14 protein-coding genes are annotated in these 15,093 nt (G+C 65.0%); 7 read left to right on the forward strand and 7 right to left on the reverse strand.

Going from position 1 to position 15,093, the window contains the following annotated elements; genetic code table 11:
- Nucleotides 1-127: 127 nt before the first annotated feature.
- Together erpA and xth are read left to right on the forward strand one after the other, a co-directional pair.
- Complete coding sequence (gene erpA / locus ACYX4S_RS09840; RefSeq protein ID WP_293723067.1) at nucleotides 128-496, forward strand: iron-sulfur cluster insertion protein ErpA; 369 nt, start codon at nucleotides 128-130, stop codon at nucleotides 494-496.
- A 61-nt stretch (nucleotides 497-557) separates the two neighbouring features.
- The gene (xth, locus tag ACYX4S_RS09845) at nucleotides 558-1,340 is read left to right on the forward strand and encodes an exodeoxyribonuclease III (RefSeq protein WP_476362768.1); all 783 of its coding nucleotides are present in this window, start codon (nucleotides 558-560) and stop codon (nucleotides 1,338-1,340) included.
- Nucleotides 1,341-1,842: 502 nt separating this feature from the next.
- On the opposite strand, the gene ACYX4S_RS09850 is transcribed toward xth, so the two are convergent.
- The gene (locus tag ACYX4S_RS09850; RefSeq protein WP_476362769.1) at nucleotides 1,843-2,694 is read right to left on the reverse strand and encodes a tetratricopeptide repeat protein; all 852 of its coding nucleotides are present in this window, start codon (nucleotides 2,692-2,694) and stop codon (nucleotides 1,843-1,845) included.
- A gap of 733 nt (nucleotides 2,695-3,427) precedes the next feature.
- Between ACYX4S_RS09850 and parE the strand changes: the two genes are divergently transcribed.
- From parE to ACYX4S_RS09875, 5 genes are all read left to right on the forward strand, one after another.
- Nucleotides 3,428-5,485, forward strand: coding sequence for a DNA topoisomerase IV subunit B (gene parE / locus ACYX4S_RS09855; protein ID WP_476362770.1), 2,058 nt, complete (start codon nucleotides 3,428-3,430; stop codon nucleotides 5,483-5,485).
- 137 nt (nucleotides 5,486-5,622) lie between these two features.
- A complete protein-coding gene (locus ACYX4S_RS09860) occupies nucleotides 5,623-6,402 on the forward strand; it encodes a sulfotransferase family 2 domain-containing protein (RefSeq protein WP_476362771.1) in 780 nt (259 codons plus the stop codon).
- The gene (locus tag ACYX4S_RS09865) at nucleotides 6,402-6,824 is read left to right on the forward strand and encodes a hypothetical protein (protein WP_293723054.1); all 423 of its coding nucleotides are present in this window, start codon (nucleotides 6,402-6,404) and stop codon (nucleotides 6,822-6,824) included. Before ACYX4S_RS09860 ends, ACYX4S_RS09865 begins: the two co-directional genes overlap by 1 nt.
- 179 nt (nucleotides 6,825-7,003) lie before the next feature.
- Nucleotides 7,004-8,563 (forward strand): DEAD/DEAH box helicase, encoded by a 1,560-nt coding sequence (locus ACYX4S_RS09870; RefSeq protein WP_476362772.1) that lies wholly within the window; start codon nucleotides 7,004-7,006, stop codon nucleotides 8,561-8,563.
- Between the two features lie 221 nt (nucleotides 8,564-8,784).
- Nucleotides 8,785-9,843 carry a GGDEF domain-containing protein gene (locus ACYX4S_RS09875; protein WP_476362773.1) on the forward strand — a complete coding sequence of 353 codons (1,059 nt, stop codon included), beginning with the start codon at nucleotides 8,785-8,787 and terminating at the stop codon, nucleotides 9,841-9,843.
- A 16-nt stretch (nucleotides 9,844-9,859) separates the two neighbouring features.
- On the opposite strand, the gene ACYX4S_RS09880 is transcribed toward ACYX4S_RS09875, so the two are convergent.
- The 6 genes from ACYX4S_RS09880 to sufC all read right to left on the reverse strand — a co-directional run bounded on the left by ACYX4S_RS09880 (nucleotide 9,860) and on the right by sufC (nucleotide 14,873).
- Nucleotides 9,860-10,288, reverse strand: a complete 429-nt coding sequence (locus ACYX4S_RS09880) for an EamA family transporter (protein WP_476362774.1) — start codon at nucleotides 10,286-10,288, stop codon at nucleotides 9,860-9,862.
- A gap of 70 nt (nucleotides 10,289-10,358) precedes the next feature.
- Nucleotides 10,359-10,736, reverse strand: a complete 378-nt coding sequence (sufA, locus tag ACYX4S_RS09885) for a Fe-S cluster assembly scaffold SufA (RefSeq protein ID WP_293723046.1) — start codon at nucleotides 10,734-10,736, stop codon at nucleotides 10,359-10,361.
- Nucleotides 10,737-10,985: 249 nt separating this feature from the next.
- Nucleotides 10,986-11,393 (reverse strand): SUF system Fe-S cluster assembly protein, encoded by a 408-nt coding sequence (locus ACYX4S_RS09890; RefSeq protein WP_476362848.1) that lies wholly within the window; start codon nucleotides 11,391-11,393, stop codon nucleotides 10,986-10,988.
- 10 nt (nucleotides 11,394-11,403) lie between these two features.
- A complete protein-coding gene (locus ACYX4S_RS09895; RefSeq protein ID WP_476362849.1) occupies nucleotides 11,404-12,654 on the reverse strand; it encodes a cysteine desulfurase in 1,251 nt (416 codons plus the stop codon).
- Between the two features lie 114 nt (nucleotides 12,655-12,768).
- The gene (gene sufD, locus ACYX4S_RS09900; RefSeq protein ID WP_476362775.1) at nucleotides 12,769-14,097 is read right to left on the reverse strand and encodes a Fe-S cluster assembly protein SufD; all 1,329 of its coding nucleotides are present in this window, start codon (nucleotides 14,095-14,097) and stop codon (nucleotides 12,769-12,771) included.
- A gap of 20 nt (nucleotides 14,098-14,117) precedes the next feature.
- Nucleotides 14,118-14,873 carry a Fe-S cluster assembly ATPase SufC gene (gene sufC / locus ACYX4S_RS09905; protein ID WP_293723452.1) on the reverse strand — a complete coding sequence of 252 codons (756 nt, stop codon included), beginning with the start codon at nucleotides 14,871-14,873 and terminating at the stop codon, nucleotides 14,118-14,120.
- Nucleotides 14,874-15,093 lie beyond the last annotated feature (220 nt).

Genomic DNA, 15,093 nt, shown 5'->3' on the forward strand with positions numbered 1-15,093 from the left:
CGTCTTGCACAGGGTGCCGGCACGGGCGCGCGTGAAAAATCCGCGCGATCCCGCCACCATCCGGCCATACAGGGGCATTCCCGGCCACGGCCGCATGCCCGCCCTTCGTGCCATGGGAGACAGGACCATGCAGGAACTCAACGCTGGCACACAGCCCCCCGCGACCCCGGCCCAGCCGGTCACCATGAGCGACAGTGCGGTTCGCCGCATTGCGCGCATCCTCGAGAAGGAAGCCGACGGCACCATGCTGCGCATCAGCGTGGAAGGCGGCGGCTGCTCCGGTTTCCAGTACAAGTATGACCTGGTCACGACACGTGAGGACGACGATCTCGTCCTGGAGCGCGACGGCGCCACGGTGCTGATCGATGCGATCTCGCTCGACTACATGAGCGGATCGGAGATCGACTTCGTCGACGACATCATGGGACAGGCGTTCCAGATCAAGAACCCGCTCGCGGCGGCAGGCTGCGGCTGCGGCACCAGCTTCTCGATCTGACCGCCATCTCACATCCCTGCCCGGCCGCGTGCGGCCGATGCCACCAGAAAGGCCAGCACCGGTGAAGATCGCGACCTGGAACATCAATGGCGTGAAGGCGCGCCTGGAAACCGCGCTGGCCTGGCTTCAGGAAGCGACGCCGGACATCGTGTGCCTTCAGGAGATCAAGTCGGTAGACGAGGGCTTTCCGGCCGAGCGCTTCGTCGAGCTCGGTTACCATGTCGAGACCCACGGCCAGAAGGGCTTCAACGGCGTCGCCATCCTCAGCCGCGAGAAGCCCGAAAGCGTTTCGCGCGGTCTGCCCGGGGACCCCGACGACGAACAGGCCCGTTACATCGAGGCCGTCTTTGCGACAGGTTCGCGCCCGTTGCGGGTCGGCGGCCTGTATCTGCCCAACGGGAACCCGCTCGGCACGCCGAAGTTCGACTACAAGCTCTCATGGATGAAGCGGCTTCATGCCCACGCCCGGGACATGTTGTCACGCGAGGAACGCTTCATGCTGCTTGGCGATTACAACGTGATCCCGGACCCGGTGGACGCGCGCAATCCCGAAGCCTGGACCGGGGATGCGCTGTTCCAGCCGGAAAGCCGGCAGGCCTTCCGCGCGCTTCTCTCACTCGGCTTCACCGACGCCGTACGCGCGGCGACGACCGGTGCCGATGTCTACAGTTTCTGGGATTATCAGGCCGGCGCCTGGCAAAAGAACAACGGCATCCGCATCGATCACATCCTGCTTGCGCCGGAAGCGGCCGACAAGCTGGAGCGCGTCGGGATCGACGCCCATGTGCGCGGCTGGGAGAAGCCGTCGGACCATGTGCCTGTGTGGGTGGAGATGGCCGCCTGACCCCTGCCCCGCTCCAGACCGGCCGAGGGGCATGACTGTTCGAGCACCTTCCAGGACGTGTTGTTCTGGTTCATGGCGCAGCGCGCCAGTCGCGGCCCGTCCGGCCCCTTGAGGCAGACGGTGGTGCCCAAACTGAAATCCTGCCCGAAATAGCGGCAAGTGCAATTGCGCCCGCCCGCCGCAGGTGTCGCCACAAGGCCCATGGCTCGGGAGTTCATCGATTGCGGGGCGGGAAGCCGCCTCCGCTCATCGTCACTTCTGGCCGGCGACGGCACGACGAGCGGCGCAAGAGCAAGTATCAGCAACGCAAAACAGATCTGCCGGAGGAAGGCAAAACACCTTCCGGACCGCAGCAAACCAGTCCCTGATCCTGCGTACAGCATGTTTCATGCTAGCATGGATCGTTCCGAAAGCTGAGCACAAAATACAAGGCAGGATTGTCGGGTGAGACCGCCGGCCTCACTGGACGCTGCGTCAGAGGAGACACGGCGCCGCATGGACACTATTGGGAGTTGTGGGCCAGGACACCCGGATTTGCGGAAAACCACTTCTCCGCCATCTGCGACGCGCGCCGACGCACGGGCTCGGAGGCGAGACCGAAGCAGCGTTCGTGCAGATCCGAAATCCAGTGATCGTCGGGGCGATTGGCGCGCTTGCCCGCAACGGTGAGCCACATAAGGCCCGCCGCTCTCGCGCCATCTCCACCGAAGTCGCCGTTGAAAAGCAGCTCGCCAAGCCGCGCCTGCGCGGCCAGGTGCCCCTTCTGCGCGGCAAGCTTCAGCCAGCGCGCCGCCATGGTGGTGTCGCGGTCGCGTTCGTCGAGATAGAGCATTCCGAGATGGAACTGTGCATCCGCATCGCCGAAATAGCTGGCGGCATACGTGAAGATCTCGCGCGCCCGGGTCAGGTTCGGCCGGATCGCACTGTCATTGATACCGGTGAGATAATAGGAGCCCAGCTCGACGAAGGCGCTCGCGATGAAGGGCGCGCGCGGCGAGCTCGGACTGTCGTCGGCAAAATTCGAGGCGATCTGGCTGAAGTACTCGAACGCCTTGATGTCGTCTTCCTTGACGCCATCGCCACGCGAATACATACGCCCGAGTTTCCAGGCAGCGAGCGGATGCCCCTGCTCGGCGGCGAACCGCAAGGAGTCGAGGGCACGCTTCTTCTCGCCCGCGTAATAAAAGCGGGTTCCCGCGCGCAAGGCCTCGGTCGGGGTCAGGTCATCATTGGCCGGAGCCGCGCCGGACATGCGCGCGGCGGCCTCCGCAGCCGTCTCCTGGGCCGCGACCGGGCCGGCAAGCCCCGTCGCGATCAGCATCCCCCCCAAGATCTGCACAAACGTGATACGCATTCTCGACCGCCTCGCGCAGGGCCGTCCGCTCCGGGACCTTGTACCCGTACGCCCTTCGTTCGTTTCCACGCCCCTGCCCCATGCGACATGCGCTGATCGCGCAATGTCCATTTTCGAAACCGCCCGCCCGAGCGAACCGGCTTCCGAATGGATGAAACCGCCAATCGAGCGATCATCCGCAAACGGGCCGGAACATGCCCGCATCCCGATTTCATACAACACTGAGGCTGCCGAAAAATGGCCGAAAGGGGGCATCAATGCCACGATTCCGGGCCTTACTCGTGACTCTGCGGCAGGTGTGGCACCCCCGCAACAGAAGGTCTCCACGCAGCACCTCAGCCAAGCACCACAAACACCAGCGCCTGAGCAAAAAGCATTCCGGCGGCGACAAGATCGATCCTGCCAGCGCGACAACGGGGGGTGTCCCTCATGCAAGCCTCCTCAACAACAGGGCGAACGGCCTCGAACCTCTCCGGATCCGTTGCCACGACTGTAGCCGGCAGGAGTTGAAAAACGGTTCCCGGAAACGTTCCCTCCCGTGGACGGAGGCGTCCGACGCGGGAAGCTTTGCATGAAGCTTTGCGGATTGGCAGAATCAGCGTCGATTCGCAGTTCAGTAAACATCCGTGTGCCGCAAGGGCGCGTTGCCGTTCCTGTCCGCATCGGGTAGCACACGGCAGCAAGCGCCTTGCGCCGGCAAGAAACTGCCTGCGCCACCTCTTTCGGAAATCGCATGACCGCAAACGACGACCTGTTCAACTCCTCCCCCGCGTCCTCCGGGGCTCCGGCAACGCCCGAGAAGCCGGCGGCGCGTGCCAGGCCATCGAAACGGGAGCCGGTTGCTCGCGACAGAAGCGAGCCGTCCGACTACACGGCGGCCGACATCGAGGTGCTGGAGGGGCTGGAGCCGGTTCGCCGGCGTCCGGGCATGTATATCGGCGGAACCGACGAACGCGCGCTGCACCACCTCTTCGCCGAAGTGATCGACAACTCCATGGACGAGGCGGTCGCCGGCCATGCGAGCTGGATTGAGGTCACGCTCTCCGCGGACGGCACGCTGAGCGTTGCCGACAACGGGCGCGGCATCCCCGTGGACCCTCATCCCAAGCACCGCGACAAGTCCGCGCTCGAGGTCATCATGACCACGCTGCATGCGGGCGGAAAATTCGACAGCAAGGTCTACGAGACCTCGGGCGGCCTGCACGGCGTCGGCGTGTCCGTCGTCAACGCGCTGTCGGAGGAACTGGTCGTGGAGGTCGCGCGCGCGCGCAAACTCTACCGTCAGGTGTTCCGTCGCGGCCTGGCCCAGGGCCCGCTCGAGACGGTGGGCGACGTCCAGAACCGTCGCGGCACCTTGGTGCGCTTCCGTCCCGACGAGGAGATCTTCGGCAAGGGCGCGACCTTCAAGCCCGCTCGACTGTTCAAGATGGCCCGCTCCAAGGCCTATCTCTTTTCCGGCGTGGAGATCCGCTGGCGCTGCGACCCGGAGCTCATTGACGAGAAGGACGGGATCGAGGCCCAGGCCACCTTCCACTTTCCCGGTGGCTTGCGCGACTACCTCGGCGAGGCGCTGACAGGCGAGCGCAGGGTCGTCGACGACATCTTCGCCGGGCGTACCCGCGAGACGGGTCGTCATGGCGCGGTCGAATGGGCCGTGTCCTGGTTCGCTGGCGACGGCTTCACGCGGTCCTATTGCAACACGGTGCCGACGCCCGAGGGCGGATCGCATGAAGCCGGCCTCAGAAGCGCGCTGTTGCGCGGCCTCAAGGCCTATGGCGAGCTGACCGGCAACAAGAAGGCGTCGGTCATCACCGGCGACGACGTCATCACGTCGGCGGGCTCCATGCTGTCCGTCTTCATCCGGGAACCTGAGTTCGTCGGCCAGACGAAGGACAAGCTCGCGACGGCGGAAGCGGCCCGCATCGTGGAAGGCGCGGTGCGCGATGCCTTCGACCATTGGCTGACCGCCTCCCCGAACCAGGCCAACAGGCTTCTGGAATGGGTTATCGAGCGAGCCGACGAGCGGCTGCGCCGCCGCCAGGAAAAGGACGTGGCGCGCAAGACGGCGGTGCGCAAGCTGCGCCTGCCAGGCAAGCTCGCCGACTGTTCCTCCACCCAGGCGGACGGGTCGGAAATCTTCATCGTCGAGGGCGATTCGGCCGGCGGCTCGGCCAAGCAGGCGCGCAACCGCAAGACCCAGGCGGTGCTGCCGTTGCGCGGCAAGATCCTGAACGTCGCAAGTGCCGGCCGCGACAAGCTGGTCGCGAACCAGCAGCTCGCCGACCTCATCCAGGCGCTCGGCTGCGGCACCGGGAAGTCCTATCGCCAGGCGGACCTTCGCTACGACAAGGTCGTCATCATGACCGATGCCGACGTGGACGGCGCGCACATCGCGTCCCTGCTCATAACCTTCTTCTACCGCGAGATGCCGGATCTCATCCGCGAGGGACACCTCTATCTGGCCGTGCCTCCGCTCTACAGGCTGAGCCAGGGCGGACGCACGCTCTACGCCCGGGACGACGCGCACAAGGACGCATTGCTCAAGTCAGAGTTCCGCGCCAACGCGAAGGTGGAAATCGGGCGCTTCAAGGGCCTTGGCGAGATGCTTCCCGCCCAGCTCAAGGAAACCACCATGGATCCGTCGCGCCGCACGCTCTTGCGGGTGAAGGTCGACGAGGCAGGCGCGGAGGGAACGCGGGACGCCGTGGAACGCCTGATGGGCAACAAGCCCGAGGCGCGTTTCGTCTTCATTCAGGAAAACGCCCAGTTCGCCGAGGAACTCGACATCTGAGGAAAGCGCTTACGGCCCGGAGCATAGGTTGTTTTCGCAGCGCGACATGCTCCGGCCATAGTGTCATGATGTCAAAGGGAAGGGATGGCGAATCAACACTCCTCCGGTCGCACGGGGGCAGTTGGGAAGGATTCATCGTGCTGCAGCCGCTCCTCAGGGCCTATCAAAGAAGGCGGCGCCCCCTCAACGACCATCACTTTCTGGTTCTGGAGGGTGCGGGGCTGGCGTATTGCCGCACGCCCCACTCCGCTGATCATTCCATTCGCTCGGCGCTGTTGCGCCTCGCCGATGCCGGTGCGCCTCAGGGACCGGCCTATGCGACCGGAACCCTTCGCGACTGGACTGACGGGCTGACGCTGCTGTCGGCTCGCCAGCTTACCCGCCGCTTCCCCGATGCCATCGTCTTCACCGTGCTTCGCGATCCCCTGTCGCGACTGGCGGCAAGCTACCTTGCCTGCGTTCGCGGAAAGATCCCCGCAGGCGCCGGCGCACTTGCCGGCGAGGACGGCTTCGAGGCGTTTGCCGCCGCGGTCTGCCGGACACCGGACTGGAAAAGTCCGAATTCGATCCGCAGCCAAAGCGCCATACTGACCTACAAGGGACGGCTCCTGCCCTCTCATTTCATCCGCTACGAGAACCGCAAGACGGACTGGAACGTGGTTCGACGCCGGATCCTGGCAAACGAAGGTCCCGACATCGGCGCTCTTTCGCTCGGCATCGATCCCGACGCCGAGGCCGTCACCAAGCTCGCGTCGAGCCTGCCCGCGCCCCTTGTCCAGGCAGTTCGCCGGCGCTACCGCAAGGACTATGCGCGCTTCTATCCCACGACGCCGAAATCCGGTTCCGGCGCTGCGGCGGGGGACGACTGGACCTTCGACCCGACCTCGGTCGGCAGCGGAGCAACGGGAAAGGCGTAATGATGCGACACTCCCTTCTCGGGGCCGCCGGGCTCGCGACCACCGCTGGCCTCCTGTTTCAGGCGCTCCCGGCCTCGGCCGACGGGCTGACTGCCCTGCTCTCCCAGCTTCCCGGGAATGTTCAGGCGCTCAGCCGTGTGCCCGGTCCCGAAGGCAGCGGAACCGGGTTCTATGTCGTGCGTGAAACCCAGGGCGACCGGTTGTTCATCGGCCGTTCCACCTCCGACGGACAGGACATCGACGAAGTGTCGGAAGCCGGCGCGATCGGCGGACGCGTGACCGGACTGCGCAGCGAGAGCGACGAACTCGGGGTGGCCGCATTCGTCGACATGCGCGAGGCCGACGGTGAGGAAACCACCTACGAACTCTTCCTCGAGAACGAGAATCCCGCCGCTTACATATTTCGTCCCGCAAGTAACTGATACGGGTCCGGGCTCCGGCCGAAAGGCAAATTTCTTTCAGGTTCGCCGTCCGAACCTTAGGAAGATTGACAATTTCCTTCGAAACTGTAGTGTGCGCGCCGAAGGTTCCGGTCGCAAGCAAACAGCAGACGCCGGCAAGGTTAACCGGTCCATCCGACCCGTCTTGATCACAAGGTAATATGTCCTTTTCCTCACTTGGATTGAGCGAAAAAGTGCTCGCTGCCGTCGAGGCCGCTGGGTACACCGAACCGACAGCCATTCAGGCTGAGGCGATCCCTTACGTCCTGCAGAAGCGCGATGTGCTTGGCCTGGCCCAGACGGGCACGGGCAAGACCGCATCCTTCACCCTGCCGATGCTGACCCTTCTGGAGAAGGGGCGCGCCAGGGCGCGGATGCCGCGTACGCTCATTCTGGAGCCGACGCGCGAGCTCGCGGCCCAGGTCGAGGAGAACTTCAACAAGTACGGCGTCAATCACAAGCTCAACGTGGCCTTGCTGATCGGCGGTACCTCCTTCGGCGACCAGGACAAGAAGCTGGATCGCGGCGTCGACGTTCTCATCGCCACGCCGGGACGCCTGCTCGACCACACCGAGCGTGGCAAGCTCATGCTGCAGGGTGTCGAGATCCTCGTCATCGACGAAGCCGACCGTATGCTCGACATGGGGTTCATCCCGGACATCGAGCGTATCTGCAAGCTGATCCCCTTCACCCGGCAGACGCTGTTCTTCTCGGCCACCATGCCGCCGGAGATCCAGCGCCTCGTGGATACGTTCCTTCACGCCCCCGCCCGGGTGGAGGTCGCCCGCGCCTCTTCCACGGCGGAAACCGTGAAGCAGAACATCGTCGCCTCGGACAGCAAGGACGCAGCCAAGCGCGAGACCCTGCGCGGTCTGATCGACGAGGCCGGCGACGCGCTCACCAATGCCATCATCTTCTGCAACCGGAAGCGTGACGTGCAGACGGTGTTCCGCTCCCTGCAGCGCCATGGCTATTCGGTCGGCGCCCTGCACGGCGACATGGATCAGCGCTCGCGCATGGCGACACTCGACCAGTACCGCAACGGTGACCTGAAGCTGCTGGTGGCCAGTGACGTGGCCGCGCGCGGCCTCGACATTCCGGCCGTGAGCCATGTCTTCAACTACGACATTCCCACCCATGCCGAGGACTATGTCCATCGCATCGGGCGCACGGGACGCGCCGGGCGAAGCGGTGCGGCCCTGTCGATCATCACACCGAACGACCAGAAATATCTGGCCGGTATCGAGAAGCTGATCGAGAAGCCGATCGAGTGGCTGGGCGACCCGGTGGACTTTGACGCCGAGGGCGATCGCGGAGACCGGCGCAAGTCGGGTCGTGGACGCTCGCGCGGCGCTGCCGCCGACAAGGCAGGCGGCAGCGACAAGGCCGAGAAGGCCTCCTCCGCCCGCAAGGCGCCGGAGAAGAAGGCTCAGGACAAGAAGCCCGTCGAGCAGGCTGTCGAGGCCTCCGAGCAGCCAGGCGGCGGTGGCGACAAGCAGCCGCGCGGCAATCGTGGCGAGAACGGCGGACGCCGGACGCGCCAGTCCGCCCAAGGGTCGGCGAACGCCGGCGAGCCGCGCAACAACCGTCGCAACGACAACAACAACAAGTCCGGCCGCCGGCGTGGCCAGGACAGGGACGACGAGCCGGTGATCGGGCTCGGGGACCACGTTCCGGCCTTCCTTCTGCGCGACCCCCGCGCGACCAAGAAGACCGGCTGAAGACACAAGGGTGGGCCTCCGGCCCGCCCTTTTTTGTTTGGATCACAAGTTTGGGCGCCTTTCGCGCCCTCGAGAAATTTGTCAATATTTACGGTGTTCAAGCGCTTGCCGTTGCGGAAATTTAACCGTGAATTAAGGCTTGACTGCAAAACTCATTTCGCGCGCCTGGCAAGGATTGCCTCCAGCGCTCACGCCGTTTTGGCGCTCACGATGGATATGCTATGGCCCAGGAAGAAGACCATAAGCGAACGATCGTCTACGGCGACGCAGCGCTGAACTACATCCGCAAGAACACGCTCCCTGCCTACCCGCGCTTCTACGAGCTCTGGTACACCTATGCCGCCGGCTTCAACCATTCACTCAACCGGGCGGTGAACGAGGTCGCGGGAAGTGGAAAGCCGATCTCCACCGAGCAGCTGCAGCAGATCTACAACAGCTTCCTGTCGCCGACGAAGCTCGGCGACCGCATCGACGAGGTCGGCGAAAAGATCTCCGACGAGATCCACAGCATGGTGGACCTTCTGACGCGCAACGCGGATTCGGTCGCCGAATACGGCGCCTCGCTTGCCGGCGCCCAGTCCGAGCTGGAGCAGCTCAAGGACCCCAAGCAGCTCAAGGCTCTCATTTCCCACATGGTCTCGGCGACCAAGAAGTCGGCCGATGCCAATCAGGCCCTCGAGACACAGCTTGTCGACTCCCGTCGCCAGATCGAGGAGCTGCAGGAAAGCCTCGAGGCGATCCGGCACGAGTCGCTGACCGACGAACTCACGACGCTGAGCAACCGTCGCCATTTCGACCAGACCATCGAGCGCATGGTGCGCGAGGCCGGGCACTCCCGCGAACCGATGGCGTTGTTGCTCACCGACATCGATCACTTCAAGAAGTTCAACGACACCTACGGCCACCAGACCGGCGACCAGGTGCTGCGCCTCGTGGCGCTGGCGGTAAAGCAGAACGTCAAGGGCCATGACGTCGCCTGCCGCTATGGCGGTGAGGAGTTCGCGGTGCTCCTGCCGCACACGTCGCTGCGCCAGGCGGTGACGGTTGCCGAGCACATTCGCCGCGCGGTTCTGACCAAGGAACTGGTGAAGCGTTCGACCGGCGAAAACCTCGGCCGCATCACGATTTCGATCGGCGTCTCATCGTTCGTCGCCCAGGATACCGTTCAATCGATGATCGCGCGTGCCGATGCCGCCCTCTACGCCGCAAAGGCGGCGGGCCGGAACCTGGTGCGTTGCGAGACCGACCCCGACGTGGAAACCGACATCCGCGTGGCGTGACACCGGAAAGCCGCCCTCACTTTCGGGCCATCACCAGCAGTACGCCCACGAAGATCAGGCCGACGCCAAGCCACGCCCTGGCTTCCAGCCGTTCCCCCAGAAACAGCGCCCCAAATACAGCGACAAGCACGACGCTGAGCTTGTCGACCGGAGCGACACGGCTGGCGTCCGCAAGTTTCAGGGCACGAAAATAGCAAAGCCACGACGCTCCCGTCGCGAGACCGGATAGCACGAGAAATACGAGCGTCCGCCCCGAAATCTCGTGCAACGGCTTGTACTCGCCCGTCACGGCAACGATGCCGGCCACGAGCGCCAGAATGACGACGGTTCTGATGAGGGTTGCATAGTCAGAGGGAACGCCTTCCACGCCGACCTTCGCGAAGATGGCAGTGAGCGCGGCGAATGCCGCCGCCCCGAACGCCCAAACCTGCCAGCCTGCAGTCACCAGCCATCCCCTTTCCGGTCTCAAGCCGCAAAACCTGCAATGCCAGCTTTCCGGGGGTAGCGGATCCTGATCAGCCCTGAGCGGGCGCTCCGGCCTCTTCGGCGGGGACCAGATTGACCGACTCGCCGCAACCACAGGCGGACACCTCGTTGGGATTGCGGAACACGAAGCCCGAGCGGAACTTCGTCGTCTCGTGGTCCATCTCCGTGCCGAGCAGGAACAGGACAGCGGACGGATCCACGAAGATCTTCACCCCCTTGTCGTCGATGACGTCATCGCCGGGCTTTGCCTCCTCGACGAGGTCCATCGCATATTCCATCCCGGCGCAACCGCCCTTCTTGATGCCGACCCGCAGGCCGATCACCGGCCTGTCGGACGCCTCGACGATCTCGCGCACGCGCTCGGCCGCCGCGTCAGTGAGCTTCAGAACCTGGAATCTGGACGCCATGATGTGTCCTCTCAATTCGCTGTGGGCGCCTGTCCATCGGGAAACAGCCAAGCGCCTGTGCAGGCGGGCCTTGCGCGGGCGCGGGGAGCGTCATCCGCGAAAGGGGCAGCGAAACGGATCAAACGGATCGCCGGCTCCCACCGTCGTTACACCCAATATAGGGCCGCGCGGACGCTCAGGCAAAGCACCGCGTGCAATCGGCCTTGAACCGCCAGATCCCGCGGCCGCAAAGACCGCGCCTTCCCGCCCTCAGTACCAGTTGAGAGCGATCTTCGCCTCTTCCGACATGCGGTCGGGCGTCCATGGCGGATCGAAGACCATCGTCACCTCGACGGAACCGACGCCGGAGACCGAGTTGACCGCATTCTCGACCCAGCCGGGCATCTCGCCGGCGACCGGACAGCCCGGCGCGGTCAGGGTCATGTCGATCTTGACCGACCGGTCATCCTCGATATCGACCTTGTAGATGAGGCCGAGCTCATAGATGTCGCAGGGAATCTCCGGGTCGTAGACCGTCTTGAGCGCCCCGACGATGTCGTCGGTCAGCTGCTGGAGCTCCTCGGGGGAAAATCCCGTCGCCGACGCCTGGACCTCGGTCGCGTGGTCCTCGTCGATCGCCTGGGCTTCCCGTGTCTCTGCCTGTGCCATATCGTCCATCATCCGGTTCTCACGCGAAGAAATCATGGGCCTTGCGGAGCGCCGCCACAAGGGCGTCGACCTCCTCGCGGGTGTTGTAGAGCCCGAAGCTCGCCCGGCAGGTGGAGGTCACGCCGTAGCGCTGCAGCAGCGGCTGGGCGCAATGGGTGCCGGCGCGCACCGCAACCCCTTCCCTGTCGATGATCATCGACACGTCATGGGCGTGAACGCCCTGCATCTCGAACGAGATGATCGCACCCTTGCCCGGGGCCTCGCCGAAAATGCGCAGCGAGTTGATTTCCTTCAGCCGCTGTTGCGCGTAGTCGCGCAGGTCCGCCTCATGCGCGGCAATGCGCTCGCGCCCGATCCCGTCCATGTAGTCGAGCGCGGCCGCCAGCCCGATCGCCTGGACGATCGGCGGCGTCCCGGCCTCGAAGAGGTGCGGCGGCGCATTGTAGGTCACCGTGTCCTCGGTGACGTCGAGGATCATCTCGCCGCCGCCGTTGAACGGGCGCATCTTCTCCAGAAGCTCCATGCGGCCCCACAGGACGCCGATGCCCGACGGGCCGTAGACCTTGTGCCCGGTGAAGCAGAAGAAGTCGCAGTCGAGGTCCTGCACATCCACCGGAAGATGAACCGCCGACTGGCTGCCGTCCACCAGCACCGGGATGCCACGGCTGCGGGCAAGCGCGCAGATCTCCTTCACCGGAACCACCGTGCCCAGCACGTTGGACATGTGGGTGACGGCAATCATCTTCGTGCGTGGCGACAGGGTCGCCTCGAAGGCCTCCATGGAGAACGAGCCGTCCTCTTCCACCGGCACCCAGCGAATCTTGGCGCCGTTGCGCTCGCGCAGGAAATGCCAGGGCACGATGTTGGAGTGATGCTCCATGATCGTGAGCACGATCTCGTCGCCCTCGCCGATCGCGTCGGCTCCGAACGTCTGGGCAACAAGATTGATCGCCTCGGTGGTCGAGCGGGTGAAGATCACCTCGTCGACGGAGGGGGCGTTAAGAAAGCGGCGCACGGTCTCGCGCGCGGCCTCGAAGTTCTCCGTCGCCGTGTTCGACAGATAGTGCAGGCCCCGGTGAACGTTGGCGTATTCGTGCGAATAGGCCCGGCTCACCGCGTCGATCACCGTCTGGGGCTTCTGCGCGGAAGCACCGTTGTCGAGGTAGACGAGCGGCTTGCCATAGACCTCGCGCGACAGGATCGGGAAGTCACGGCGGATTTCCGCCACATCATAGGGAGCCGCCGCAGCGCTGGTCTCTTCCGCGGTCATGGTCATGGGATCACTCCACTTGGAGGCGGACAGCCCGTCACCCGACCGGCCGGCCGCTCTCGTCAGTCCGCGAAGCCGGGCGCGGAGTGCGCCCGGTCCCCTGTTCGGTCGCGCTCAGGCGCTTGCGTAAAGCCAGTCGCGGATGCGGGCCTCGAAGGCCTCGACGATGGTCTCGTCACCGATCTCCTCGACCGCCTCCGACAGGAACGCGAGCACGAGCAGCATCTTTGCCTCGGCTTCCGGGATGCCTCGGGCCTGAAGATAGAACATCAGGTCCTCGTCGATCTCGCCGCTGGTCGCGCCATGCGCGCACTGGACATCATCGGCGAAGATCTCCAGCTCCGGCTTCAGCGCCATCTCGGCATCCTCGGCCAGAAGCAACGACTGGGTCATCATCTGACCGTCGGTCTTCTGGGCGTCGGGGCGCACGATGATCTTGCCCTGGAAGATGCCCTTGGCGCCCTCGCCCACCACCGTCTTGAAGAGCTCGGTGCTCTCGCAGTTGGGCACGGCGTGGTCCACGACCAGCGTCTGGTCCACGTGCTGGCCCGCCCGAACCATGGTGATGCCGAGCAGGTCGGCGCGCGCGTTCTCGCCCTCGAAGGTGACGAAGGACTGGTGCCGGGCGAAGCCGGATCCGATGCCGGCGCCGATCAGCTTCACGTTGGAGGCCGTGCCGAGCGTGACAACGGCACTGCCCACGTGGGTCGTTCCGGCCTCCTCCGCCTGCAGGCGGGCAAGCGTAAGGTCAGCCTCGTCCGCCGCGCGGATGTCGGTCAGCGTGTTGGAGAACGTGCCCTCCGTTCCGCCCACGAAGGTCTCGAACACGGTTGCGCTCGAGCCCTTGCCGGCCCGGATCACGACGCGCTCGGCGGATGCGCCAGCCTGGTCTCCGCCCTGCACGTGCAGGATCTCGACCGGCCGCGAAACCGTGGCGCCCTCCGCGATGACAAGCTCCACGCCGTCGGCGCAGAAGATCGCGTTGAGGCCGACGGCGGCATCGTTGCTCGCGATCGCCGGCATGGCCATCAGCGCCGCACCCTCGTCGGCAAGCGCCTCGGCGAGGGGACGCACGGCGATGCCGTCCTTTCCGAGCGCCTCGACGTCGGACAGGTCGGCGTGGAAATGGCCGTCGACGATGACGAGCCGATGCCGCTCGGCGTCGCCGAACGTGCCCGCATGGGCCTCGACCAGGGTCCTGGCGGCGGCCGTGTCACGGCGCGCGGCGAAGGCCGGCACGCTCTTCAGACGGGCGCGCAGGTCGGAATATTTCCACTCCTCGACCCGGCGATGCGGCAGGCCAGCCTTGCGGAAGTCCGCGAATGCCTCTGTCCGCTTCGCCGCGACGGCCTCGCCGCCGGGCAGCTTCGCCTTGAGCGTGTCGAATGCCTCGGCAAGCTCGGTCTCGGCGCGGGTCTCGAGCGGTCTCGCTTCGATGTTCATGTCCGCCTCCTTGTCCGGCCTCACGCGGCCGCGTCGATGTAGTCGGCGTACCCGTTCTTCTCCAGCTCAAGCGCCAGATCCTTGTCGCCGGTCTTGACGATGCGCCCCCTGGACAGGACATGCACAACATCCGGCACGATATGGTCGAGCAGGCGCTGGTAGTGGGTGATGACGACAAAGGAGCGCTCGGGCGAACGCAGACGGTTCACGCCGTCGGAGACGACCTTCAGCGCATCGATGTCGAGGCCGGAATCCGTCTCGTCGAGCACGCAGAGCTTCGGCTCCAGCAGCGCCATCTGAAGGATCTCGGAGCGCTTCTTCTCGCCGCCGGAGAAGCCGACGTTGAGCGGCCGGCGCAGCATCTCGGGCGTGATCTGCAGTTCGGCCGACTTCTCCTTGACCGCCTTCATGAACTCCGGCGTGGAAAGCTCGGCCTCGCCGCGCGCCTTGCGCTGCGCGTTGAGCGCGGTCTTGAGGAACGTCATCGTCGCCACGCCCGGAATCTCGATCGGGTACTGGAAGGCCAGGAACAGGCCCGTGGCGGCGCGCTCGTCCGGCGCCATCTCCAGGATGCTCTCGCCGTTGAAGAGGATGTCGCCTTCCGTCACCTCGTAGTCGGACTTGCCGGCGAGGATGTAGGAGAGCGTGGACTTGCCCGAACCGTTCGGGCCCATGATGGCATGCACCTCGCCCGCGTTCACGGTGAGGTCGATGCCGCGCAGGATCTCGGTGCCGTCGTCGGCGATCCGGGCATGGAGGTTCTTGATCTCAAGCATCTTGTAGTCCTTGTTCATACCGTTCCGGACACCCTCCCGGGCTCCGCCAAGGTTGTCTGCTTGTCTCAAGGGCGTCGACGATGACTGTCGCACCCTGAATTGGATTGCCGTCTAGCGCGTCGCAACTTTGACGGCGAACAACGCAACCGCGACCGCGACTGCGATGCCCAACGTCACTTTCGGCGTAAACCCGGGGCCTATCTTCGTATACCGCAAGGCG

Source organism: Stappia sp. ABD4_338 (assembly GCF_056312175.1).